Genomic DNA, 22,887 nt, shown 5'->3' with positions numbered 1-22,887 from the left:
ACAAAGCGTTATGGATTATTTTCCTCTTTTCTTAAAAGTTAAAAGCCAAACGTGTTTGGTGGTAGGCGCTGGCGAAATTGCGGCGCGAAAAATTGAATTACTGCTCCGGGCTGGAGCGAACATCGTAGTCGTTGCTTTGGAAATTGGTAGCGCGGTAGCTGCTATGAATCATTCGAATCAAATCGTTATCCGCCAAAAAGCGTTTACGCATGAGGATATCGACGGTATGGGACTCGTGATTTCCGCTACCAATTGCCGCTCCACGAATGTAGAGATATCCAAGCTGGCGAATCAGCGGAAAATCCCCGTAAATGTGGTTGATGATCCGGCGTTATGTTCCTTTATATTCCCGGCCATTATTGATCGTTCGCCCCTACTTGTCGCCATATCCTCAAGTGGTGTATCTCCCGTATTAACGCGACTTTTACGGGCTAGGGTGGAAAGTGCCATTCCGGCATCGTTTGGCCTGTTGGTGCAATTGGCTGAAAAATTCAAATTATTGGTCAAACAACGCATTCCACAACCGAGTCTGCGTAGAGTTTTCTGGGAAAAGATTTTACAAGGGCCAGTGGCTGAATTAGTTTTTGTAGGCAAGCAGAACGAAGCGGAAGAACTGCTGCGGTCGCAACTGCAGCAGGCTGACCCTACAGCAAATCAGGGTGAAGTGTATTTAATAGGTGCCGGTCCTGGCGATCCCGATTTATTAACGTTTAAAGCCTTGCGTCTGCTGCAGCAGGCAGACGTTATTGTTTATGACAGGCTGGTTTCTATAGAAGTGCTCGATATGGCCCGACGAGACGCCGAGAAAATCTATGTCGGCAAACAGAGGGATAACCATAGCCTACCGCAGGAGTCGATTAATCAACTGTTAATTGATTTAGCCCTGGCCGGCAAACGGGTAGCCCGATTAAAGGGGGGCGATCCTTTTATCTTTGGTCGTGGGGGTGAAGAAATCGAGTCCTTTATACAACTAGGGATCAGCTTTCAGGTTGTGCCTGGCATTACTGCAGCGGCAGGCTGTGCCAGCTATGCGGGCATTCCGCTGACCCATCGCGATCATGCTCAATCCTGCACATTTGTCACCGGCCATTTAAAAGACGGCAGTATAAATCTCGACTGGCAGCAATTATCTCGTCCCAATCAAACCATTGTGATTTATATGGGACTGGCTGGATTGGCAACCATCTGCCGATCGCTGATCGAGTACGGTTGTCCGGCCAATCACCCCATTGCCGTCATTCAGGAAGGTACAACCCGAAACCAGCGGGTTTTAACCGGAACACTAGCGGATATGCCAAGTCGTATGGAACAGTCCGAGATCAAGCCGCCGTCACTGATTATTGTCGGTGCGGTAGTTACACTTCATCAACAATTGGACTGGTTTCAGCGTTCGGACTAAATCACAAGTGGAGGTTAGCATTGCCCGAAACTGAGGCTTTTTGGTAAACGGTCTCATTAGGAACAATATGAGATTCTTAAAAACGAGCCAATCAACAGACGATAGCGGGTTTATGTTCAAGAACTGACGAAAATCAACCTCGGAGGCGGTGGAGCGGATTTACATCCAGGTTTCCAGGGCGGTTCGCGATTGTTGCCAGAGATTGGAAATCCCCCACGAGCGTTTCAGATTGTGGAACAAGGGTTCTATCCACCAGCGACGGGCGTAAAACTCGACCATCGCTTCGACCTGACAGTTCGGTTTCAGTCACCAACAACAGGCGCGGCTTTGCCCAGGATAGTTTTTTGTCGTCGTAAAACTCGCACCAGCCGGCCCGCACAGGTGCTCCTTTCAGGAAGCGGGCCAAGGCTAGCGCCGAACGTATTCGCGTTTGCCCTAGATGGTCAGGGACAACTCAATCGCCGGCAAGGTGGTGATCGCCTCCGCCGTCAGGCGTTGGCCATACTTCCGCGGTCGGCCACGACCAGACTTGCCGGACATGTCGGGCGGCAAAAACAAGGCGGATCGATGCGGGCTTGGGTAATGGCCTGGATGCCACGGCTGAGCAACGGCAAAACCAAACGGCCGCGCATGAACCATGAGTCGCATAACAACCGTGTCGGCACCGTCTGTGTTGTTGCCAAGACTCGCGCAAGGCTAATGCGAGGGGCAGCTTGTTACGATTGCCGGTGTCTGACACCAAACGCGAAAAAATCTGCAGCACCAACTTAGCCTTGTTGTGACCCTAGACGCTGACGCTAAGCGTCGCCCAACATTGTGCCTGCACGAAATCAGGGCGACTGGTTTTGTGCTCATGATCGTGGCGCATCGCCAGTGTATCGTCGATCACCAAGTTCAGGGTTTGCACCGGCAACACTAGGCAGGCGCGCAGCAATCTGATGAAGGTCGCCCGCGAACGCGGCGGCACGGCGGGAAGCAAGGCGGAAATCCATTGGGACAGAAAATGGCCACTACGCAGAGAAAAGGACATGAAGTGAACCCGGAGCAAATAAATGCTCCATGGGCCGCCACTCGACAATCTATCAATGGGTTGTCGAGTGGCGGCCGCGCGGGTTAGGTATTATATTAACTACTTTTTTACGCAACGTGAAAAAGCCATGCACAAAAAAGCCGCCGACCCTAACGGATCTGGCGGCTGAATGTCTAAAGTTGATTTTTCACTATCCATGAATGGAGCTTTAATTTGATTTCATTTGCGGTGATTAAGGAGAGCGCATTATTCGGCTGGATAATGCGCTAATATAAAAGTGACTTAGCTACCTATCAGCTGCAGGTGTTTGTGCTTGAACGGATTGAGCCGCTGGATACGCCATTACCGAAGCCAGTTTACCTTGCTGATCCAACTCCACCACGAAGGCTTTGCCGTACAACGCCGGACAGCCGCAAAAGTTTGGCAATAGTTGCTGCATGGCATTGGCTGGATCGCTGGCGGTATTGGCCACCACAAAGGCGATGAAGGCATCCGAATCACTTTCAAAGGTCGATTCCTGAAATTCATCGTATTCGCTTCTGAAACTGGCCATTTGTTGCAAAACCTGAGCCGAGCAATCGCCCTTGGGCACAATGATGTCATCAGCGTTTTCCTGACCTTGATAGCAAGCCTCATCCCTGATTTCAACAACATCCTGCCCAAGCCGGATACGGTAAGCATCGCAAAAACGTACGCTAACCCAACACCAAGCACCTTGGAATTGAGCTTGGTGCGTTTCATTGACCGTTTCAATCGCTAGCTCTTCGTCGTTAAGATGCCGAACCAGTGAATGAAGCCAATGCCCGTTATCCAGGTTGCCGTGGTACAGCAAATAATCACGGTTCCAGGCAAACAAATATCGCGCAGCGCCGTCCTGTTTGATGTCATCGTCAATCGAGACGATGCCGCGGGCCATTATGTCTGCACGGGGCATGGCTTTTTCCGGCCGCTGCTCGAAGTTATCAAAAACTTCGGTATCGCAAACCGGATAAGCGATGATTTCGCGTAAGGCCTCGGGCGGTACTACGGGCACATCGTTGAGTAACCGCAGAAGCTCCCAATGCCGCAGCATGTCATAAAATCCGACAAATTCTTCGGCAGACAGCGTGGCTTTCATCTGGATAAAGCGCTGTTCGATGGTTTGCGCCAGCACGGCTTTAACCCGCTTGACCACATCAGCCTCGTCGACCAGCTTGTCACGATCCGGCAAGCGGGCGTGAAAACGGGCAGAATCCAGATGAATGATATGGCGGTGCGATGTATAGTTGTGCGAGGAATGTAAAGGTAAACCCTGCAGGTAGACATCGAACTCATATTGCGCCCCATTGGGTTGCTCCATGCCATGCAGATAAATCGCGCCAATCTCAGTGTCAACAAAAGTCAATCCGCTATCCAGTGCGCAGGCACGTTCCAGCAATTGATCGTTAAACAGCACGGGAATAGGAAAACCGCGCACCAAGCGTTTCAGCGTGGTGGCAATTTGCCCCATCTCCAACGCCACATCCTGCAATGTAATACGGGTAATACCGTTCCAGTCTTGGACGGGTGTGATCGTCACCGGCTTAAATGCCAGAATGTGGTCAGTTTCGACATCGATCGAACCGCTTTTGCTGGTGACGCTGATGTGTCGACAGGCAAACAGTGCCGATAAAAAGCCGATTCCGAACGGATGCTCATGGGCAACCACATCCGCATTCCAGCCGGATTCGGCTACTGTTAGTAGTGTTGCCATCGAGTCGATGCCGCAGCCATCATCCAAAACCTGTAGCGTTTTGGTTTCAGGACAAAATTTAATCACCACCATGGCCGCATTGGCCCGGCGAGCATTTTGGATCAGCTCGCCCAGGACCTTGGTTTTGTTGGTGAAACTGAAGCGTAGACTTTTGACCAAATTGGCTTGGTTGACTTTCATCGCGACTTCGTTGTTTTGTGTGTTCATGTGTTATCTCCGGGTATAAAAATGCCCCAAGGACATGACATAGTCCAACCCCGACGGGGAGAACGGATCATCTCCCCGAGGCGGGTAGTACTGGCTAGGCCAGTGGTTAAGTTAAAGACCTGTATAACACCGGATTACGATGCCAAAGCCAGATCAATAGCCGATGGTACAGACCCCGCCCATTCCAGCAAGCTGGATTGGGCGTTTTCCAATACCGCATCGGGATCGATACCCCGACTGACAAGTACCGTGCTCATTGCTTGTGTCAACAGGCCATGGCCTCTTTCCCGTTCCGACTCCCCGCCGTGCTTGATAGCCCAGAAGGGATCGAATCGGAGAGGTCGGCCATCGCATTTGCACTGCTTGTTCACTTCGGTGTGAAACGCCTTATCGAACGCTTCCGCTTGTTCGAACTGATGCCAGAAACCTTTTCCAGCTTGGATGTCCACCGGCGGCAACCAGCGGCGCTGGCGGCCGACCCAACGGTTCATCCGATCGATCAGGGTTTTACTTTTCGGAAAAAAGTGAATGGTGCCAACGCCGGGATAATAGCGAACGTCAAAATAACTACCGCCAATCCGCTTGCCGACCCGAAGTGCGTGAAAATGCTGCCGAAACACCGATACCAAACTTACTTCCGCTTCGGTCTTGCCGTCGAGCAAGGCAAATACCTTGTCGAAGTCGGCCAGCAGCCGTTCCGATTCCCAGTTCAAACCATTCTGGTAAGAACTCGAGCCATGACCCGGCAGAATGAAGCGCGTGGTTTTGATCCGCATACCCAGCGTGCGATGTTTATCATTGGATTTCCAGCCCATGTAAAACACCGCGTTATCGCTGTAATAGCGGGTGATCAAATCGAATACATCGCATACCATGCTCAGTTGAATTTCACCTTGCTGATCGATGATGCCTTGCAAAAAGCCGTAGATATTCGGTACGGTAAATTCCAAGGACTTCACCGTTTCGAAATCCGATTCCAAGCGTTTTTGCGCCGCCGACGACAAACGCGACGTGACCTGTGTCGAGCGTAAAATGCTGACCCAGGCCCGATTCTTCAAATCGTGATAGCGTTTAAACAGCGTCCGCTTCACCGCATCCGAAGACGACTCGTCTTCACTACTGATACCGCCACCGCTCAGTTCGCCGAGAGTTTTACCCAGCATGGCCCGATAACGACTGGCTCGGGCTTCACTGAATACGGCTTGGCGCGCGGCTTCGACCGCGGCATTGAACATCAGTACCGCATTGTCGATGAAGGCGTTTGGTAAGGCCAACTCGTTGGGCATTTGAAACTCACCGGCTAAATCGTCGGCCTCCCGCCTATCCTGGCGCAAATCATCCAGAATACAGCCGAGGATGTCCTGCTCAAACGTTGAGGTTTTCCTCAACCAGACCAAGGCCACCTCGACCGGCGTTTTGCGTTCGGCATCCTCGCCGGCGAACATTTCTGGCAGAAACTCGACTTCGCCGTGCTGCTCGATCAAACGCAATAACAGCTGGCGTTCCTTCGAAAACGGATTGCGCACGGTTTCGGCGTTGAGGATGGCGACGATTTCACCGTCAAACAAAATCTCCCAAGCCTTCAACACGTGTTTGGCCCCGTCGGCAAACGGCGGATTCATGATGATGTGCGAATAGACACTGCCGCTTTGAAACTGCAGAAAATCCATCCCCACCACGGCAAAGCCTTCATCGCGCAGAACCGCGTGCTTGCGGATATCGATTTCAATGCAATCGATCGGCAAACGTTTCCCATACTGGTACGGTACTGAACGAAGCAAATGGCCTTCGCCTGCTGAAGGCTCCAATACCCGAGTGAATTGTTGGTTCTTGAACGTCGCCCAGGCTTTACGGCTCAGTGCTTCTGGCGTGGGGTAATATTGATAGGGGTCTGTCATGATCTTCTCCAAAGAAGCCCCTGACGACCGATTTATCCCTGGCGGGATAGCATCATCCCGCAGGGGTAGTGTGAAAGACTCGGTTTAACCGAGTGTTGAAATTAAACGGCGCGTCATATCAACGCGAACCGCTTACCTTGAATGAAGTCCTGATACTGCCGGGCTTCGGTTTTTACTTTGAACCGGGCATGCACGCTGCCGTCGATCCAGATTTCCCAGGGCAAGCGGTTAAGCTCGCCTTTCACCAGTTCTACCTCGCCAACTCGAAAATCATCATGTTGGTAAAGTACCTGGCGGGGACTGTCGACACGGACGATACAATGATCCAGTAACGCTGGACCTCCGATGTCACCTGGTTCGATCAATAACGGCACTTTGATGGTGCCTGTCGAACGGCCAATCCAGCCGATGACATCGTGTTCATCAAGCCACGACTGACCGGTTTGGGTATCGCCGTAATAAACCCGAATTTTGCGTCGGCTATGGCGAAGTTGTTCCAACAAATCAACCATCGGTTCCGGTGTATCGGCGTGATAACAGGTGCCGGACGGCAAACGCTGATACTGGATGCAATGACCCGTGCCGAAGGTGTGTTCAAAGACTTGTGTCATGATGTTGTCCTCAAAAAATACGGAAACATCACGATTCCCCAGCGGGAATAGGACATTCCCGTGTGGATGGACAAAAATGAGTGCCGAATAGAATGACGTGGCTAACTCAGGTTTTTGCAAATTGCGCGCTTAAACACCGCGCGCACTTTTCAGGATTGGATCTCCAGTACAGGCTTTCCCAAGGCTTGTAAGGCCAGAGGGATTAACTGATCTAAATTTTCCCAATCGATACTGCCGCCATTGGTTTCGCCTTGTTGATAGGCTTCAACCAAACCGCGGCAAACTTGCATGGCCGCTTGCTCTTTCTTCAATTGCCGAACCGAATGATCCGGTTCCGGCCATTGTTCAACGGCCACGCATTCCCAGGCCAAACTTTCATCGCCCGACTCAAGGTATTCGTCGGATAATAGCGGCACGTTAGCTGTGTCATCCCAAATGGTGGCATCGTTGAATGCCTGCTCGGCAATCTGTTGTGCAGCTTCGGGACTATCCGCGGTGATACCCACCGACACCCGGTGCACATAGTCGATTTCATAAGAAACTACGAAAAGCCGATTCACAGCCGCCGCCGTGACATTGGCGGAGGCGGGTTTTTCGTCTGGCAATTCGGTTTCCACCGATTCACCCTCGATCAATGCGCTTTCATAAGGCTCGATCTCCTTGTTGCAGTCCGGGCAGCGATCGTTACAGGCGCAATCCCATACATCCTCCCATTCGGTTTGGCAGTAGGGACAGCGGTACTGATTCAGATAGCGAACCGTGCTGTTTTCGACAGCGGTTGTGCCAACGATGGGTTGGTTGATTGTTTTCATGGTCATGTTCTCCAAAAAATGCAGGAACGACCACCCGGCAGGATGAAGTTCCTGCAAGGGTAAAGTCGCTGAATAAAGCCGAAAATCGGCTTGCGCAGCGGGGTTGAATTCGCGCAAAAATCGGTATATGGTGACTAAAACTCATTAAAAGCAGAGAAATAGCCATGTTTGACGATATTTTGCGCATTTTTGATTTCCTCAGTCCTAAGCAGACGGAAGAGACGTATCCAAGTCGAAAACCGATGGCGATTCCGTTGGATTCCAACGATCAAGCCACCCCAATCTGCAAAAAATTATTTGCTGATTTGGACGCTGCCGAAGCGGAAGTCTTGAACGATATTGACGATCCAGAAATCGCTTGGACGTTATTAAGTCGTATTCGCCAACTCAGGCGAGAGAGCCAACACGATTTTTCGGCTTTGTTGCCATCAAACTTATTGCCGACTCAATTTGATCAACCAATCAACAGAAACCCCGTTCGTATCTTCAAAACACAAACGGGTGCTCAGTGGTCGGTTTTCAATGGCGGGCAAGCTCATTAGCCTGAATCTCCAGGCCATTACCAGACTTGAGAGCAGTCCTCAATTGACGCACTGGATGGGATGATTTGGATAAATCTTCATCCATCACTGAAGTAGTTTTTTTCGAGCGTTTTGTCAGTTTACCGGCTTTCGGCTCATCTAAAGCTGCCATTGGTCTGACTTTTTCCAATTCCAGTTGTAACTTGGCGATTTGAATATCGGCTTTAATCAGTTCCATGGTTTTGGATTTTATCTGCAACTCCACATCCAATCGATCAACTTGCCGATTGGAACCTGCGTTGCGACTATGAATTTCCTGACGCACGGAATCCGACATGGCCAACCAATCTACCTCGTGACGGATGGTGGGCATGATCACCGGTAGCCGGTGTCGTGCCAAACGCTGCGCACGATAGCGGTGAAACGTTTGAGCTGTGTGTTTGAATGCGCTCAGCAGTTGCAATGCTGTTGCCCAAATCACCCGCAAGGCGAGGATAAACATAGCCAGTAGGATGACGCCGAAAATAAAGTTCATTGAAGTTCTCCTTTAAAGATTTAAGAAAACACTTCGAATGAGCAGCGCCCGGCCGGGCGATGGTCGCCCGAAGCGGGTTTTGATTTTCAGTGGGTAGCACCACTGCGATTTACATCGGGCTTAACGCACCCGACACGATCAAGGGATCACCTTGCTCGCCGCCTAATGACGGAACGCCGACCAAGGTCGGATTCAGCATTCTTCGAAAAGAACGCATGAAAGGTCTGTTTGTCGAATGGGCTCCAGGATGTGAGTGCATTCGACAAGGCTATGTTCGCGTTAATAGTTGACGTCGCCCCGGCATGGATTGCCGGGGCCCAGAAGTCATGGATGGCAAGATTTCTTCACATCCTTGTGACTTGGATTCCGGCAATCCATGCCGGGATGACGGCTTCAATGTCCTTTCAACTACTAACGCGAACATAGCCTTCGACAAACTACGGTTGCAATCAGCTACCCATAGCCACAATCCAAGGCATTAAGCCAAGGATTGGGCTACGGATAAATGACTGGCCGAGACTTAGGCAGCCAACAACACCGCTTTCGAGAGTTCGAACAATTGCGCTCTCAGCTCTGATAGATCGTTAATGGTGATCGCAATCGGGAATAGATGACTGACATCCAATCCCAATCCCACACCGACCGTTTCAATGCCACTATCGCGGCAACGCTGCAACAGTTCCAGCGTGCTCAAGGTATCGTTGGGCTGACCATCGGTCATGACCATCAACACTTTGCGAGGTTCTCGGCAACCTAATAGCGACGCCGCACCAAACCAAATCGCTTCGGTCATCGGCGTACTGCCAGTGGCTGCCAGCGAAAAAGCACCGGTACGGGCATTCACACGTTGACCATGCTCCAGCAGACGAAATACCGAGTCATCTTGAATGCCGGGAAACGCAGTGACGCCAGGATTAACCCCCGGAATGCCTTCAAAGGCCAATGCCAGCGCCAAGGTGGCTTCCAACGCAATCGGCATACGCGATCCGATGGGTTGGCCTTGGCTATCGGTCACCTGATAACCCATGCTTTCGGATTTATCGAGTAGCAGATGAATCGCAGTATTGGGCGCCGATTTGGCCTGCTTACGCTGAAACACCTTGGTTTCGCCGAGTGGTAAGCGGTGTAAACGCTTACCATCCATTCGCCGTCCACGACACGCATGTTGCGAGCGGTTGAGGGTTTGTGACTGCACCAGGCCTTGTAAAGCGGCGCGGATTTTCCCCGATTCGCTTTGTACCTTACGCAGAAAAAACGCACCGGCCTGATCGTCCATAGGTGGCTCGTGGCCACTGGGCATTAGCAGTTCTGACACGTTTTCCGCCGCCAACGACAAGGCTGATTTAAGGGATTCAAACAGGTCTTGTTCGATGTCACCGTCGCTGGCGGACAACAGGGTTTGCAAGACGCCCATCGGGTCTGCAATCTCCGTGCTCTCTTCGTCATCACCTTGCGGATTGGATGAAGAACTTTCTGCCTGCGCACTGGGTTCATCGTCAGGATTTTCCGGATTGGAATCATCGTTACCACCGGATTCTGAAGACTGTTCGTCGTCATTATCCGTAGGTAAATCTTGATCGTGTTCCATATCATCCTCGGAATCCGAAGCGTTCGAATTGTCCAAGTCAGCTGTTTCACCGGCCTGATCCGTATCATCCGATTCACACGATGTGTCCTCATCAACCGATGGCTGAGTCTGATTGCGCTGCCGTTGTTGCTCGAACTCCTGCTCAATCATGGTCAGGATGCGATCAGTCAATTGCAGGCAATCGGATTCGGATTGCAATCCCTCCGGGACTTCGGACAATAAGCCTTTCAAACGTGTCACAGCGCCGGTGGGGAACGTTGCCTTCAAAGCGGTTTCAGTTTCTTCGACCAACGGCCGTAACGACGACTGACCCAATACCCTGGCACGCAAGCTTTTCAACACGAAGCTATACAGAATATTGGCCGGATGATCAGTGATATTGCTGGCGACAAAGTCGCCTTTGGCAATCATCTTTTCAATTACCGTGCGAATCGTCAGCCGAGTTCCCGGAAAATCCTTGGCCAGTTCATACTCAATGCGGACATCTTCAATCGCGTTGCAAAGCCGACGGCGTAATACTGAATTACCGTAGCGCAGCGTAAAGTCCGAATAACGAATGTGCGCCGCTTCGTGGGCCAACAGCCCCCAGGCCACATCCTGATATTCCGCATCGTCACCGTCATAAGCCGGCAACTGAATGGATTTGCCATCGGTATAGGCTTGATTCCCACCGACACTGACTTTGACGCCAAAGCGATTGCCGATGGCGGCCGCCACGATGGGGAAGGCGTTGTGTAAGGTTCTATTTTTCATGGTGTGCTCCAAAAATTAGGGGCAAACCATGACCCCAGCGGGACATGACTTTGCCCCAGTGGGTGAATAGTTAAATGGCGTCAGATCAGAACCAGTAGTCCTGGTCGGAGTCGTCCGCTTCCTCATCGACGCCTGCCGTCACCGTTCTCGGTGCCGCCGCTTGGTCCGAATCATGCGCTTGATCTTGATCGGCATCATGTCCTGTTTTTCGCTCAGACTGATGCTTATCCAGCAAAACCTCCAGCGCCCAGTCATCCGATGCCAATTCCGCTTCGAGTTCATCATCAAAGATGCCATCAAACAGATTGGTAAAATCCGGATTGTCTGAAACGGTCACAGCGATGACAGGCGCTGATGCTGGTAGTACAGATGGCTCGGCCTCCGCTTGATCGAGGGTTTCTTCAGCATCAACGTCAGTTTCTAGTGTGAGCGCTTGCGCCGCCAACAATCCTTCTCCGTGCCGCCGAGTTTTATCCGGATCGGCCAGCAACATCGCCATGGCGAGAATTTCCTGCAGCAAACCGCCTTCGATTGAGCCCCGAGTCGGAATTTTGCCGAGCAAGTCGTCAATGGTGGTTACCACCGGCGCTACGCGATGATCCAAAAAACTCAAGCCATCGAGTTTGTCGCGGATGCGTTTGATCGGCCTGAGCGCGTTGCGGGTGACTTGTTCCTTGCCGAGCAACGATTGTTCGACCAGCAAGTTGGCGTCCACCGCAATTTCATGGAACATCTGCTCGCTCAACGAACCGATTTTGCTTTCCAGGCGTTCGACCTCCACTTTTGGCAACTGTTCGGGTAAGGCCACCGACACCACCAGATAATCAAAGGTCAAGCGGGTGGCGACCAAGGCCACCGAGTCAATGGCTTTTTCGATGATGCCGGCGAATTCCGGATGTTTGACCATCCAGTCTTGTACCGCAGTATCGTAGCCATCCAAAAACTCGGCCCGTGCCTGAGCAAAATCCCCAGCGATTCGATCCAGTTCCACCGTGACTTGTGGTGCTGCCGCGACCGGTACGATGAAACCGCCCAGAAAGCGGGTGCCGACGCGTAAACAAATGCGTTCGGCTTCCTTTTTCAGGCGGTTGAACACCGAGAGACGGTCCGGATCGAGCAAGCGCTTCGAGCCTAAACTGGCCAAATCCTCCGGCGGCAACTTGCTACCGTCGGCCAGTACCAGATCTTCTTTGTTGAGTTTTTTGCGCGCGCCGTAAATCGTGGCGTCGACTTTGACCAAGACTACTTGATCTAAAATGAGTTGGGTTTGTGTCATGTGAACCTCCTAGGGAAGAAGGCACACTGACCCCATGGGGGCAAATGGCCCCTTCCGGGTGAGTGTTAAAAATACCTGGGTCGAACTCTTCGATACAGGCGTTAAGGGTTAAAAATTCGGCGAATCAAAACCAGTGATCGGTTTGATCGGCCATGGCCAACGCCAGATCGAGCCGGGGTTTCAACAGCCCCAAGCTTTCTGCCAGAGGCCGTATGGCCTCGACGTCGGTGTCGAATAATGCCAAGACCTCCGTTTCGGCTTTCAGCTCTGCCGAGACATCACGGCCGCTTTCGGTGGCAATACCCATCGACACGCCGGGAAATGCCGCATGCTTCAAGGCCATCAGCCACAGCCAAGGCAACACCCCGTGTTGGAGGTGAATTTGCCCGCTGAGGTCAAAGGCCTCATCGCCCAGACTGGCATCAATTAACCGTTGCCAACCAGACCAGTCGCTTTCAGTTAGTCCTTGGGCCTGAGACCAGGCTTCCAGATCGCCCAACCAACGCCGTAGTGCGATGCCCATTTCGCTCTGGGTATTACGCCCGGAGCGACAATCGACATGCCAATACAGTTTGTTGATCGGAGCCGACGGATTTTCACTAGGCATAGGTGAAGCATCAGCCATCGGTACGGGCCGGGGTAACCGGATGTTGCCTTCGCTATCGATCTCGACTTCGCCGACAAATACATAGCCCTTGGCCTGTTTTTGCCGTTCGATGTCGTGCTGGCGTATTCCTGATCGTGTGTTGATACTCGGCAGACGAGAAGCCGATTTACCCCAACGCGTCGAGATCGAGCCGTCGGCATTCGTCGTGATGGCCCAGTCTTTGGAACTGCCATCGCTGTGGCGATAACGGAACAAACTCCACACGGCCATGACTACACCGCCCAATCGTCTCCGAACACATCTTTGGCAATGCGATGAATCGCTTCGCGTTCGGCTGGTTCGGCTCTAAAGGTCAAGGCCCGGTCCAAGGAATACGCCAAGGCATTGGGCGCACTTTTGAAGGTGGCCACTAACGATGCCCAACGCACTAAACCGCGCGTCGATAACGTGACTGACAACATACCGCCACCATCCGCGCCGCCGATGAAGACTTTACGAATCTGATTGGCCACTTTGATCATGCTTTCCCTTACCGATTCCGGCATGGTTGGCACAACATCGGCCAATAGCTTCATTTCATCTGCAGGGTCGGGATAACCGACTTCCATCAAGCGAAACCGGTCCAGAAACGCTAGGTTCTGCCGCAACACCCCTTGATACATTCCCGATTGATCACCCGATCCGGCACTATTGCCGGTGGCCACCAAACGAAACTTGGGATGCGGGGCAATTACGTCGCCAGTCTGTGGAATCGTTAGAGGTTTCCCTTCGACGATTTCATTCAAACCGATCAGTTCAGCGGGGTCGATGGCATCGATTTCGTTGATCAACAGCACATGCCCTAAGCGAACCGCCAGGGTCAGCGGGCCATCGATCCACTTCATCGCGCCGCCGTCGACCAGCATGTACTGACCGAGCAGATCGTTCAGTTCCAGTCGACCGTGACCGGTGACCGAATGCACGCCCCAATTCAGACGTGCCGCGACTTGCTCCAACAACGAGGTTTTTCCAGAGCCGGTAGGGCCAGTCAGGTATAAGCCATCGCCGTTATGCGCGCCTAAAAACGCCAATACATCCCGTAAGTGATCCTTGCGAAACACATACGGCTTAATAGCCGGTACATAGAGGTTATTTGCCGGAACAAAGCCTTCCACTTTCATGGAAGCCGGTGCCTGAATGCCGAAGGAGTCGGTAATGGAATATTGTTGGTACATGGTGAGCTCCTCGAGGACTAGCCTCAGAAAAAACAAGGGGCACGCCGCCCCGAGGGGTGATGAGCCCCAGCGGGTGAATAAAGCCCTGGCATGCCAGGACGGATTAAAAAATCAACGTAGCTGCATGACGCAGTACATCGCCCATTCGGCGCGGGCCAACAGCTCCCGATCCATCAAACGCAGGATGCGCTGAATGTCGCTTCTCAAACCGGGCTCCGAGATTTGACGGTGCATCTCCAGCAGCAAACGCTTTTTGGCCTGGATATCGTTGCTATGGGCAACGTTCAACCAGCCGTGCAAGGTTTTCCAAAAGTCGTGATTCATAATGACCTCCTTCAAAAGTGAAAAGGGGTCACCGTCCCGCAAGGGTGATGAACCCCAACGGGACAAACTAAACACACCAGGCTTGACGCACCTGGCACACGAGGCAAATGCTCATGCCGCTTAACAACGGAACGCCGGTCGAAACCGGATTCGGGATTCCAGAAAGGAATGCCTGAACGATGCGGGTTTTGGGTTGGACTTTTCTGTTGAAAGCCCAGCCTAAAACCGACAGGCCAGAAATAACTGATTCGATCATATGGCCGGCGTAAATTATCTTGGCCGGTTGACGTCAATCAAAGAACATCCCATAACCACAGGGGTTACAGGATGTCTTGGAAAGACGACGAAAACTCAAAACCAAAAATCCACGCCCGCCAGGTCTTTCAGGGTTTGGGCGTCGAACGGCACTTCGGCATGTTTGCCGTCGTCGTCCCGACAGGTCACGCGGACACGCGTAGCCGACGGTTTTCGATAGACTTCCAGCGCCGAGGCCTGAACACCCGGTTGCAAGGCTTGCAATGCTGCCTTGTAATCGATAGCACCCTGGCTTTGAAATCGGCTGATCCGCAATCCGGAATGCTCCGCAGCCACGTAATCACCCATCAACGCTACCAACGTGTCTTCAATGCGCGACTGCTCATCCTCCAAGCCGTTAAGTTGGCTTTTCAGATCCAGGATGGTCAACGCCCGTTGCCGATACGTCGCCGCCAGTTGTTGCCATTGCCGTTCCACATCGCCGTGGGGCAAGTACAAATCGCGCTCAGGATCCTTGGGTGGTTCCTTTTTCGATTTGACCGCCGACCAGAAATCCATCGCGGACTCGACCAGAGCCGTGAGAAAGTGCTCATCGCGCTGAATCTCGAATTCCACATCCTGGTCTTGTTGGTAGAAAAACAAAAAGCCGCGTTGCGCTTCGGCGACCAGCAATTGCTGTTGCACCTGGCACCAATACAACTGATAGGCCGCCGAAGCTTCCCCATTCAACAGCACATCCAGAAACGTGGTCTCGTGCGGACATTTGATTTCCACGGGTTCATTCGCTTCGGACAAGCCGTCGAACGAGGCGCGCATCAAGGGATACTGTTCCGACTCGCCGCACAGCGGCAACAACATCAGATCGTGTTTGTCCTCGAAGCGTTGCAAAGCCTCGGGCTCTTGCTGGATGCCGGCGCGGATCAACGGGTTGTTGTCCAGGCTGGCTTCCAAAACCAGGCCGATTTTCTCGGCCCAGAGACGCCACGGGGTTTTGTACGGCGAACGGTTCATGACAATGGCCGCTTCGCTGGCACTGACGCCGTGTAAGCGCCACTGCCGCCAGGCGGCGGAACGCTGCGAAACGTCGATGACCTTCATCGCGAAAATCCGGTCAACTGCACTTGGCAACCGAAGCGCACCGACTCGATACCGAGCTTGTGCAACTGGGTCTGGCAACGCCGGGCCCAATGGCCATCGCCGAACAGCAACAGCAGTTCGTCTTGCGCCGGCAGACACACACCGCCAAAACTCTCGGCTAATGTCGTCAGTTCCGGTTGGCTCAAGGGCTGCGGGTTCGGTTCGTTGGCCTGGGGTCGCCACAGGCGTTCCAGAAAGCCACGACCGTGACGGCGTAACACCGTGGGTGAATCGTAACGTTGCCAGTCGGTATGACAGGGCACGCGGTTTAATGATTGATCGTTTGTGTTCATGACCTCTCCTAATAAAAGAAGGGTGTCATGTCCAACCCCGTGGGCGAAACATGACGCCCTCGTGGGTGGTTAGGGAATTTTGGGTAGCAGCGTATTAGGCGGCGTTACCCAAGGTTTGACGGGCCTGATTCATAGCCATGTCTTTCGCTGACAAGGGTGGCATGCCAGTGTTTTCGGTTTGCTCCAGGGCTTGTGTTGCCTTGGGTTCAACTTGCGATACCTTGTCCAACTCGGCCAACGCAAAGGTCAGATCCATGCCTTTGAACTTCTGGTGGGCATAGTCGTAGGCTGCTTTCCAGGCACCTGCCGCCGCAGTCCGTCTAACCAGCTCTGCGACCGCTTTTTGCACCTTGGGATGGATTTGCGACAAATCAATCACGTGCGGTGTAGGCTCGGATGCTCCTATAAACCGATCATCAGCAGAACCAACATCGGTTTCCCAATGCGTCGCCTCGCCATCGATTACGGTACCGTCGACAACATCGTCGAGCGTTTTGCCATCCATCTCCTCCGCGGCATAGCCGCATTCCTCTGGAAAGGCAGTACGCAAAGACGCCGCTTTACCGCATTTGGCCAATTGCCCCTTGGGGCGTTTGATCCACATGGCAGTCGGCACTTGCGAGTTTTTACCGCCGGCCGTGCTGTAGGCTTCCAGCCAATACACTTCCTCGGTAAAAGCACAGCGTTTGCTGCCGACGATCCTATACACGGTGACCGCCACGCATTCGGGAAAGGTCACGGTGACACTGGATTCCTGCCATTGCTCGTTGTCGTCCTTGTAGCGTCCGGTAAATGTTTTGGTGACATCCGGGCCCCAGACGGGTCTGTCCATGCCAGCCCAAACACCGGTTCGGGACGCAGTCGTCTGGATTTCCATGATGGACGGCCAGACGGTTTCGACATTGCGACCTAACGAGGCACTCCACATCGGCACGATATGCACCGGTTTTTTGAAGATGTCGAGCTTGCGGGCCTTGCAATAATCCAGCGCCATTAGAATGGCTTCCGGGGTCTTCGCCGTGGGAAAGGTGACTTCCGTCAGTACTTTCCAGGACTGCTCCGACAGGCCGTAGCTTTGTTGCACAACAGCCGGCATCGGCAAGTCACGAGTTTTGGGTAATGTGTTGCGGTTGTTTTGATTCATGGTGGGTCTCCTTCAATAAAAAAAGGGAACGCCATTGCCCGCCGGGAAATGGAATTCCCCTTGGGGTTGAAATACCGAAGCCTGAAAAGGATCGGCGGTGTAAACGTTAAATACACGAACGCCAATAATCGGCGCGACTAGGGTTAATGGATGGGCATATCGCTATATTCGTCATCCCAATCGGCGTCCTCAGGGGCCGCTGGCGATGATGACGAACTGTTGGCGGCTGCCGATGCGTTAGGGCGATCCAGCATCTGCAATTCAAAGGCGGCGATTTCGGTACGGTAGCGCTTATCGCCCGCTTGACCCCATTGCTGGGTACGCAAACGGCCTTCGATGTAGATCTGGCTGCCTTTGTGCAAATACTTTTCGGCGGTATCAGCGAGTTTTTTGAAAAACACCACTCGATGCCATTCGGTCCGCTCCTGTTTGCCGTTTTTGGGATCGTTCCAGACTTCGCTGGTTGCCAGACGAACGGCGACGACTTTGCCGCCGTTATTGGGCATAAAGCGAACATCCGGATCGGCGCCGAGCCGGCCCAGTAAGATGACTTTGTTCACGCCGCGATTGGCCATGATGACATTCCTCCTGTCGGCCGCGCCCGACTCAACGATAACAATACCCAGCGGCGCGGCGATGGGCATGCCGACGCCTCGAATCCCTGGGGGAATCGATACGCCCGGCAGGGTTAAACAATTAATACTCACATCAGGCTTGACGCACCTGACACGCCGATGGAACACCACCGTCGCCGCTTAAAAACGGAACGCCGACCGAGGTCGGATCAAGGCGGTCGTGAAAGACCAGCCGAGAAAGTCTGGGGAGAAGCGGAAGGCTGATGGCCAACCAATTCCGTTGGCTGGTATTGAAGCAGAGATTTTTTGAAGGGCTTTTGCAGCTGATGCCGAATTCGCCATCAGCTGCGGAAAGGCTAAAAAGAATCTGGCTTACGATCATGAACCATTCGTTCACATCAGGAAACGGTCATGTCCGAAGCAGCTCCACAGCCCAAACCAGCCCCGCGCCGTGCCATCAGTCGGCCAATATTTGAACGTACATTTAGCATCAACAGCGAACAAGCCATTCGGGTGATTCGTAACAGCTATCATCGATTGATGGTGTCCCTGTACGCCATCGACGTGATTCTGCGCATCATTGGAAGAGAGTAAACGGTCGATGAAATTGAAAGCCTCGTCAGTCAGATGATTGCCGAATGTGCGGAGCAACTGCAGCAGGAAAAGAGTCGGTTGGAAAAACTCAAGGCCGACAACGGCATCACTGAAACGCCGACGTACACGCATCCCAGGGAATTTGTGGCCAAGATTGCCTCGCCCCAGATTGCCCAGTTCGTCGAGTTGATTCGTTTGCTGGACCAGTTGATGATCGTGATGGACACCTTGTGGCTGTGCCAGGTCATTTCCAACAAACATTGCATTGATGCACGTCTTCAGTGGCAGCAGCGCTTGCAGCGGCTAGCGAATAAAATTGTGACGATGGAACGGCATGCGCATCAGGCAGCTTATGAACAAGGGCATGGAGAGGAAGTGCGATTGGCCCGACAGCAATCTGGACTGTTGGGTGAGCCAGTGAAACTTTCCAAGGATGAGGACTCATTGGTTGATGAGACCGACTCGAATTAAGGCAGGTGCGCAATGAGCGTTGATTCGAGTGAAATATGCTTGTGTGTTTCGTTATCCGAACAGGAGGCTTTGGATTTGGCGCAATTTCTAAAGCGAACTGGATTTGCTGATTATTGCAGTCAGGCTGTCGATGATGAGGGGGCTTATCGCATGCGCGCTGTTGCGGAAAAGGTCAGAAGGAACTTGGTTGCCATTGGCTACGACCCACGCTAGGAAACACCCCGTCAATTTCGTTGAAAAGAAGCTAACCGTAAATTCGGCTGAGGATTAGAGTGAATCTGAAGTGCTAAGTTGACAAAATCTTAAAAATGCACAATTATTAGGTTGACGATTTTTTATTTTTGCACAATTTGGAGGGCGAATGCTTCCTCAACCTATACATTACCACTCGGATTTGACTCATGAACGTTTATCCGTCGTCGCAGAGTTGTTACTGGATGAACACTATAAAACGCTCGACGATCTTTCCTCAGAAACAGATGATAACTACACGCGTGGCTGCACCACATTCGGACGGCAAAAAAACCGGATTAAAGGCTTGGCTCTGGCAAAAACTTATTCTTGGTTACAGGTCAGTAATAACGCCAATGATTTGGTCTTCACAATTGGTAGCGTACCTTGTCGATTCAGCAGTGACGATCCAAACAGCCCAAAGAAAAAAGCCGTCTTGACGGTTAATCGCTACCAAGCGTCATTTTTCGATGATATTGAGAGCGACCAGGACCCATGCCGTTACTGTTTCATCATTGATCAAGGCATCAATGATGATGCTGAGCCTTCAGTTGTTTTTCTCGGATTCGACGCGACGGGCGTGGTGCGGTGTCAATGGGAGTCCGGTGCGATTAGAACTTTCCAAAGTGTTAATGCCGTTGTTGTTCCTGAAGCTGTTGAAATAGGCAAACCTGCCGTCAAACCGAAAAAATCAGTCGCGGGTTCCAAAGACGAGGCCAATCGGCTATGACCGCCGATTTTCTTGGGCAAAACCTTCGGCTTGCTCGGTTATTTCACGGGCTGTCTTTGCAGGATTTGGCCGATAGAGTCAATAAGTCAAAGCAATATCTCAGTCGGTTGGAATCAGGCTTAGAGCCTCCGCATGAAAGCCTGGAAACAGCGTTGGCGGAAGCTCTGGACGTGCTGCCCCGATTTTTCAGGGAAGTCGATCCGATGCCGATTTCCGACGAGCAGTGCCATTTTCGTAAACAGCTGACCACGAAAGTTGCGCTTAAGCAGGTCGCTCGTGCACAGGGCGAGATGTTTAAGCGACTGGTGTCCGTTCTTGACCAGAACTTAGATTTTCCCAATTACGATTTTCTACATGAAGAGGTATCAACGCCCGAAGAGATTGAACGCGTTGCTGAAATAAGCCGGTCTCATTGGGGGTTGGGTTTAGGGCCAATTGCTAATATGAGCCGCGTTGCAGAAAATGCTGGTGCGGTATTGGTAAAAACGGGTGGGCTAGCGGACGAGATCGATGCCATTTCGTTTGCTACTCGGCGGCCGGTTATTACGTTAAATGCTGGAGGGAAATCGACTTGCCGTACCCGGTTTGGAATCGCGCATGAAATTGGACACTTGACCATTCACGTTGGCGTCCAAACGGGGGATAGAGCAACAGAATCCCAAGCCAACCGATTTGCGAGCGCGTTTTTAATGCCGCGCGCATATTTTATTAAGGAGTGCCAAAAAGCGTTACGCGGCAGTCGGCTGAATTGGCAAGCACTGTCCGACATCAAAATGCGCTGGGGGGTCTCAAAAGCGGCGATTTTGTATCGTGGTCGGCAGCTCGGCGCGTTTTCGGAAGAGCAATATCGGTCTGGTGTTATTTCATTGCGTCGGCACGGGGAAGCGCTTCAGGAGCATGAAGATCGTGATATGGTTCAGGAAAAGCCTGAAGTTATTTTGGACAGCATGAAAGTTTTGGCCGAGCAATGCGGCATGTCCAGAAAAATGATTGCCGACTTGATGTTTGTAAAACCTGAACTTCTCGATCAGTTGGTTGGCGTTAAAGCTGATGAATCGTTTCAGAATAATATTGTTATTCTGCAATATCATCGTAGTTTGAATTAGGTTTTCAAAAGTAACTTGATGTCGTTTTTTTTGCTAGACAATCGCCTTTTCTTTAAGACTTGCTTTGGCTCTGGCAAGCCTTCATGAATGGAATTGTTGTCGAAGGGTGACGACATTCGGTTGACAGAAGAATGCGCTAAGGCATAAAAAATTCGGCAGTATTAGCATTATGACCTATTTATTGTTATCTATACATGACAATAAAATCATTATAGTGCTAAGATTGACTCATGAGAGTCTCAAAAGAAGAACTAATTGCCGTATTGGCCCAATTCAATCCCTGGTGGAGAAGCGAACCGATTGCCGATTTGCCAGATTGGCAGCGTGCCGCTTCGCGTGAGTTAAGTCGCTGGATCAATCATCCGCCTGCCCATCGCGCCATTTTGCTGTCCGGCGCACGCCAGGTCGGCAAGACCACATTGCTGCTGCAACAGATCGACGCTTTGTTAAAGCAAGGTGTTCCGGCGGCCAACATCCTTTACGCCACTTTTGACCATCCGGTGCTCAAGTTGGCAGGCATCGAAGCGGTTTTGGAAGCCTGGCGCGAACGCGAGCCGCGGGTCGATGGACCTGAATATCTGTTCCTCGACGAAGCTCAGTTTATTCGCGATTGGGGCACCTGGGTCAAACACCAGATCGATTTCAACAAACAGCGTCGCATCGTCTTTACCGGTTCGGCCATGCCCTTGGTGGAAGCCGACCAGGAGTCCGGCGTCGGTCGCTGGCACACTATTCGGCTGACTACGCTGTCGTTCTACGAGTACCTGCAAATCAAACAAGTGCAACTGCCACCGTTACCGCCATTAAAGAGCTTGACCGAGCTGTTCGACTGGACGCCGCCACAATTTTACCGGGCGCAGGAAATCGCCGTGCCTTATGTCGGCCATTTCCACGAGTATCTGATTCGCGGCGGTTTCCCGCAAACCGCCCAAGTGGAAAGCATCACTCAGGCGCAACGCTTGCTGCGTGAAGACATTATCGATAAGGCGCTCAAGCGCGATATGACCGCGCTGTTTGGTGTGCGCCGGATTCTCGATCTTGAGCATACCTTCCTCTATCTGTGCATGCATGATGGCGGTTTGCTGAATATCACCGACTTATCCAGCAACCTGGAAGTCAAACGTCCCACGGCTCAGCATTTCATTGAGCTGTTGGAAGCCTGCCACCTGATTTATCGCTTGCCGCCGTTTGGCTATGGCAAAGACGTGCTCAAGGGCCGCTTCAAAATTTATCTGGCCGATGCCGCGATCGCGCCCGCTGTTTTACTCAAGGGCAAAAGTATCATCGACGATCCCGCCGCCTTGGGCGTAGCGACCGAAACCGCCGTGTTTAAACATCTTTTTGCGCGCTATTATTCCCAAAATGTGCGTTTTACCTACTGGCACGGGAAAAAAGACCGCGAGGTCGATTTAGTCGCGGAAATCGGCGGCCAATTGATCCCCTTTGAAGTGAAATACCGTGCCCAGCATACCGGCGCACGGGAACTGAAAGGTTTGATCGAACTGTGTGAGCAAAAGAAAATTGCCCGCGGCTACGTTGTCACTAAATCGCTGGATGACTTCGGCTTAATGACCGGTTTGCCGCAAACTGGCGATACTGCCAGCCAGATTATGCGTCTACCCGCACCGTTGCTGTGCTACTGGATGGGGGCTTCGGAATTGAATCAACCCGAATTTAACGATTAAGCCGGGCAACCGGCGATAGGAAACCATGCATCAAAGCCAACTCAAATGGATTGCAGACTTAATCTGGAAATATCGCCGATGACCGTCTGCGCGACGTGTATAGCCGAGGCAAACCAATCGCTGCGCCGCAATCGTAAATTTGAATTCAGTCAAACTTAG

General features: G+C 52.1%; 26 protein-coding genes. 8 read left to right on the top strand and 18 right to left on the bottom strand.

All coding sequences use genetic code 11. The annotated features are described in order from the left end of the window. The first annotated feature begins 10 nt into the window (after positions 1-10). Positions 11-1,399, top strand: coding sequence for a siroheme synthase CysG (gene cysG / locus JL719_RS13230; protein ID WP_033158748.1), 1,389 nt, complete (start codon positions 11-13; stop codon positions 1,397-1,399). Positions 1,400-1,558: 159 nt separating this feature from the next. Here the strand turns inward: cysG and JL719_RS13225 are convergent, their stop codons facing one another. The 7 genes from JL719_RS13225 to JL719_RS13190 all read right to left on the bottom strand — a co-directional run bounded on the left by JL719_RS13225 (position 1,559) and on the right by JL719_RS13190 (position 7,689). Further along, positions 1,559-1,678, bottom strand: coding sequence for a transposase (locus JL719_RS13225; RefSeq protein ID WP_117433616.1), 120 nt, complete (start codon positions 1,676-1,678; stop codon positions 1,559-1,561). Positions 1,679-1,834: 156 nt separating this feature from the next. Next, entirely contained in the window at positions 1,835-2,047 is a 213-nt protein-coding gene (locus tag JL719_RS13220) for a hypothetical protein (protein WP_129871407.1), read from the bottom strand. A gap of 136 nt (positions 2,048-2,183) precedes the next feature. After that, on the bottom strand, positions 2,184-2,429 hold the full coding sequence (locus JL719_RS13215; protein ID WP_033158747.1) for a hypothetical protein: 246 nt from the start codon (positions 2,427-2,429) through the stop codon (positions 2,184-2,186). Between the two features lie 286 nt (positions 2,430-2,715). Next, on the bottom strand, positions 2,716-4,368 hold the full coding sequence (locus tag JL719_RS13210; protein WP_033158746.1) for an ATP-binding protein: 1,653 nt from the start codon (positions 4,366-4,368) through the stop codon (positions 2,716-2,718). 134 nt (positions 4,369-4,502) lie between these two features. Beyond that, entirely contained in the window at positions 4,503-6,266 is a 1,764-nt protein-coding gene (locus JL719_RS13200; RefSeq protein ID WP_033158745.1) for a DUF4942 domain-containing protein, read from the bottom strand. Positions 6,267-6,379: 113 nt separating this feature from the next. Further along, on the bottom strand, positions 6,380-6,877 hold the full coding sequence (locus JL719_RS13195) for a hypothetical protein (protein ID WP_033158744.1): 498 nt from the start codon (positions 6,875-6,877) through the stop codon (positions 6,380-6,382). A gap of 149 nt (positions 6,878-7,026) precedes the next feature. Beyond that, on the bottom strand, positions 7,027-7,689 hold the full coding sequence (locus JL719_RS13190) for a hypothetical protein (protein WP_033158810.1): 663 nt from the start codon (positions 7,687-7,689) through the stop codon (positions 7,027-7,029). 164 nt (positions 7,690-7,853) lie between these two features. Between JL719_RS13190 and JL719_RS13185 the strand changes: the two genes are divergently transcribed. Beyond that, positions 7,854-8,231, top strand: coding sequence for a hypothetical protein (locus tag JL719_RS13185; RefSeq protein WP_033158743.1), 378 nt, complete (start codon positions 7,854-7,856; stop codon positions 8,229-8,231). On the opposite strand, the gene JL719_RS13180 is transcribed toward JL719_RS13185, so the two are convergent. The 11 genes from JL719_RS13180 to JL719_RS13130 all read right to left on the bottom strand — a co-directional run bounded on the left by JL719_RS13180 (position 8,209) and on the right by JL719_RS13130 (position 18,308). Next, positions 8,209-8,745, bottom strand: coding sequence for a hypothetical protein (locus tag JL719_RS13180; RefSeq protein ID WP_033158742.1), 537 nt, complete (start codon positions 8,743-8,745; stop codon positions 8,209-8,211). The genes JL719_RS13185 and JL719_RS13180 overlap by 23 nt on opposite strands. A 520-nt stretch (positions 8,746-9,265) precedes the next feature. Continuing rightward, the gene (locus JL719_RS13175) at positions 9,266-11,086 is read right to left on the bottom strand and encodes a VWA domain-containing protein (RefSeq protein ID WP_033158741.1); all 1,821 of its coding nucleotides are present in this window, start codon (positions 11,084-11,086) and stop codon (positions 9,266-9,268) included. Between the two features lie 85 nt (positions 11,087-11,171). After that, the gene (locus tag JL719_RS13170; protein WP_033158740.1) at positions 11,172-12,362 is read right to left on the bottom strand and encodes a DUF3150 domain-containing protein; all 1,191 of its coding nucleotides are present in this window, start codon (positions 12,360-12,362) and stop codon (positions 11,172-11,174) included. 124 nt (positions 12,363-12,486) lie between these two features. Next, complete coding sequence (locus JL719_RS13165) at positions 12,487-13,239, bottom strand: hypothetical protein (RefSeq protein ID WP_033159578.1); 753 nt, start codon at positions 13,237-13,239, stop codon at positions 12,487-12,489. A 2-nt stretch (positions 13,240-13,241) separates the two neighbouring features. Continuing rightward, a complete protein-coding gene (locus JL719_RS13160; protein WP_033159579.1) occupies positions 13,242-14,183 on the bottom strand; it encodes an AAA family ATPase in 942 nt (313 codons plus the stop codon). 111 nt (positions 14,184-14,294) lie between these two features. Next, positions 14,295-14,507 carry a hypothetical protein gene (locus JL719_RS13155; protein WP_033159580.1) on the bottom strand — a complete coding sequence of 71 codons (213 nt, stop codon included), beginning with the start codon at positions 14,505-14,507 and terminating at the stop codon, positions 14,295-14,297. Positions 14,508-14,858: 351 nt separating this feature from the next. Beyond that, a complete protein-coding gene (locus JL719_RS13150; RefSeq protein WP_033159581.1) occupies positions 14,859-15,860 on the bottom strand; it encodes a YqaJ viral recombinase family nuclease in 1,002 nt (333 codons plus the stop codon). Beyond that, positions 15,857-16,192: a hypothetical protein gene (locus JL719_RS13145; RefSeq protein ID WP_033159582.1), complete on the bottom strand. Its 336-nt coding sequence runs from the start codon at positions 16,190-16,192 to the stop codon at positions 15,857-15,859. The genes JL719_RS13150 and JL719_RS13145 overlap by 4 nt, the downstream gene beginning before the upstream one ends. A gap of 94 nt (positions 16,193-16,286) precedes the next feature. Then, the gene (gene bet, locus JL719_RS13140) at positions 16,287-17,336 is read right to left on the bottom strand and encodes a phage recombination protein Bet (protein ID WP_033159583.1); all 1,050 of its coding nucleotides are present in this window, start codon (positions 17,334-17,336) and stop codon (positions 16,287-16,289) included. Positions 17,337-17,479: 143 nt separating this feature from the next. Continuing rightward, on the bottom strand, positions 17,480-18,043 hold the full coding sequence (locus JL719_RS13135; RefSeq protein ID WP_373276513.1) for a single-stranded DNA-binding protein: 564 nt from the start codon (positions 18,041-18,043) through the stop codon (positions 17,480-17,482). Between the two features lies 1 nt (position 18,044). Beyond that, positions 18,045-18,308, bottom strand: a complete 264-nt coding sequence (locus JL719_RS13130; protein WP_133120691.1) for a hypothetical protein — start codon at positions 18,306-18,308, stop codon at positions 18,045-18,047. A gap of 14 nt (positions 18,309-18,322) precedes the next feature. Here JL719_RS13130 and JL719_RS24510 point away from each other — a divergent pair, with 14 nt between their 5' ends. The 6 genes from JL719_RS24510 to JL719_RS13105 all read left to right on the top strand — a co-directional run bounded on the left by JL719_RS24510 (position 18,323) and on the right by JL719_RS13105 (position 22,728). Beyond that, entirely contained in the window at positions 18,323-18,505 is a 183-nt protein-coding gene (locus JL719_RS24510; RefSeq protein WP_225892851.1) for a hypothetical protein, read from the top strand. Between the two features lie 33 nt (positions 18,506-18,538). Beyond that, positions 18,539-18,976, top strand: a complete 438-nt coding sequence (locus tag JL719_RS13125; protein WP_225892850.1) for a hypothetical protein — start codon at positions 18,539-18,541, stop codon at positions 18,974-18,976. A 12-nt stretch (positions 18,977-18,988) separates the two neighbouring features. Then, positions 18,989-19,189: a DUF7706 family protein gene (locus JL719_RS13120; protein WP_033159584.1), complete on the top strand. Its 201-nt coding sequence runs from the start codon at positions 18,989-18,991 to the stop codon at positions 19,187-19,189. Between the two features lie 148 nt (positions 19,190-19,337). Beyond that, complete coding sequence (locus JL719_RS13115) at positions 19,338-19,937, top strand: hypothetical protein (protein ID WP_033159585.1); 600 nt, start codon at positions 19,338-19,340, stop codon at positions 19,935-19,937. Further along, a complete protein-coding gene (locus JL719_RS13110) occupies positions 19,934-21,043 on the top strand; it encodes a helix-turn-helix domain-containing protein (RefSeq protein ID WP_033159586.1) in 1,110 nt (369 codons plus the stop codon). The genes JL719_RS13115 and JL719_RS13110 overlap by 4 nt, the downstream gene beginning before the upstream one ends. Before the next feature lie 230 nt (positions 21,044-21,273). Continuing rightward, entirely contained in the window at positions 21,274-22,728 is a 1,455-nt protein-coding gene (locus JL719_RS13105; RefSeq protein ID WP_033159587.1) for an ATP-binding protein, read from the top strand. Positions 22,729-22,887 lie beyond the last annotated feature (159 nt).

The sequence above is a fragment of the Methylomonas sp. LW13 genome (assembly GCF_016865255.1).
Taxonomy (GTDB): domain Bacteria; phylum Pseudomonadota; class Gammaproteobacteria; order Methylococcales; family Methylomonadaceae; genus Methylomonas.
This window is presented reverse-complemented; position numbering and strand designations above follow the sequence as displayed.

Excerpts from the sequence above, each read along its gene's own strand:
- JL719_RS13185 (WP_033158743.1), top strand. The coding sequence starts at position 7,854 with ATGTTTGACGATATTTTGCGCATTTTTGATTTCCTCAGTCCTAAGCAG.
- JL719_RS13215 (WP_033158747.1), bottom strand. The coding sequence starts at position 2,429 with ATGTCCTTTTCTCTGCGTAGTGGCCATTTTCTGTCCCAATGGATTTCC.
- JL719_RS13190 (WP_033158810.1), bottom strand. The coding sequence starts at position 7,689 with ATGAAAACAATCAACCAACCCATCGTTGGCACAACCGCTGTCGAAAAC.
- JL719_RS13220 (WP_129871407.1), bottom strand. The coding sequence starts at position 2,047 with ATGCGACTCATGGTTCATGCGCGGCCGTTTGGTTTTGCCGTTGCTCAG.
- JL719_RS13195 (WP_033158744.1), bottom strand. The coding sequence starts at position 6,877 with ATGACACAAGTCTTTGAACACACCTTCGGCACGGGTCATTGCATCCAG.
- JL719_RS13125 (WP_225892850.1), top strand. The coding sequence starts at position 18,539 with ATGATTGCCGAATGTGCGGAGCAACTGCAGCAGGAAAAGAGTCGGTTG.
- JL719_RS13180 (WP_033158742.1), bottom strand. The coding sequence starts at position 8,745 with ATGAACTTTATTTTCGGCGTCATCCTACTGGCTATGTTTATCCTCGCC.
- JL719_RS13105 (WP_033159587.1), top strand. The coding sequence starts at position 21,274 with ATGAGAGTCTCAAAAGAAGAACTAATTGCCGTATTGGCCCAATTCAAT.
- bet (WP_033159583.1), bottom strand. The coding sequence starts at position 17,336 with ATGAATCAAAACAACCGCAACACATTACCCAAAACTCGTGACTTGCCG.
- JL719_RS13200 (WP_033158745.1), bottom strand. The coding sequence starts at position 6,266 with ATGACAGACCCCTATCAATATTACCCCACGCCAGAAGCACTGAGCCGT.
- JL719_RS24510 (WP_225892851.1), top strand. The coding sequence starts at position 18,323 with ATGTCCGAAGCAGCTCCACAGCCCAAACCAGCCCCGCGCCGTGCCATC.
- JL719_RS13175 (WP_033158741.1), bottom strand. The coding sequence starts at position 11,086 with ATGAAAAATAGAACCTTACACAACGCCTTCCCCATCGTGGCGGCCGCC.
- JL719_RS13170 (WP_033158740.1), bottom strand. The coding sequence starts at position 12,362 with ATGACACAAACCCAACTCATTTTAGATCAAGTAGTCTTGGTCAAAGTC.
- JL719_RS13165 (WP_033159578.1), bottom strand. The coding sequence starts at position 13,239 with ATGGCCGTGTGGAGTTTGTTCCGTTATCGCCACAGCGATGGCAGTTCC.
- cysG (WP_033158748.1), top strand. The coding sequence starts at position 11 with ATGGATTATTTTCCTCTTTTCTTAAAAGTTAAAAGCCAAACGTGTTTG.
- JL719_RS13210 (WP_033158746.1), bottom strand. The coding sequence starts at position 4,368 with ATGAACACACAAAACAACGAAGTCGCGATGAAAGTCAACCAAGCCAAT.
- JL719_RS13120 (WP_033159584.1), top strand. The coding sequence starts at position 18,989 with ATGAGCGTTGATTCGAGTGAAATATGCTTGTGTGTTTCGTTATCCGAA.
- JL719_RS13155 (WP_033159580.1), bottom strand. The coding sequence starts at position 14,507 with ATGAATCACGACTTTTGGAAAACCTTGCACGGCTGGTTGAACGTTGCC.
- JL719_RS13145 (WP_033159582.1), bottom strand. The coding sequence starts at position 16,192 with ATGAACACAAACGATCAATCATTAAACCGCGTGCCCTGTCATACCGAC.
- JL719_RS13150 (WP_033159581.1), bottom strand. The coding sequence starts at position 15,860 with ATGAAGGTCATCGACGTTTCGCAGCGTTCCGCCGCCTGGCGGCAGTGG.
- JL719_RS13160 (WP_033159579.1), bottom strand. The coding sequence starts at position 14,183 with ATGTACCAACAATATTCCATTACCGACTCCTTCGGCATTCAGGCACCG.
- JL719_RS13115 (WP_033159585.1), top strand. The coding sequence starts at position 19,338 with ATGCTTCCTCAACCTATACATTACCACTCGGATTTGACTCATGAACGT.
- JL719_RS13110 (WP_033159586.1), top strand. The coding sequence starts at position 19,934 with ATGACCGCCGATTTTCTTGGGCAAAACCTTCGGCTTGCTCGGTTATTT.
- JL719_RS13225 (WP_117433616.1), bottom strand. The coding sequence starts at position 1,678 with ATGGTCGAGTTTTACGCCCGTCGCTGGTGGATAGAACCCTTGTTCCAC.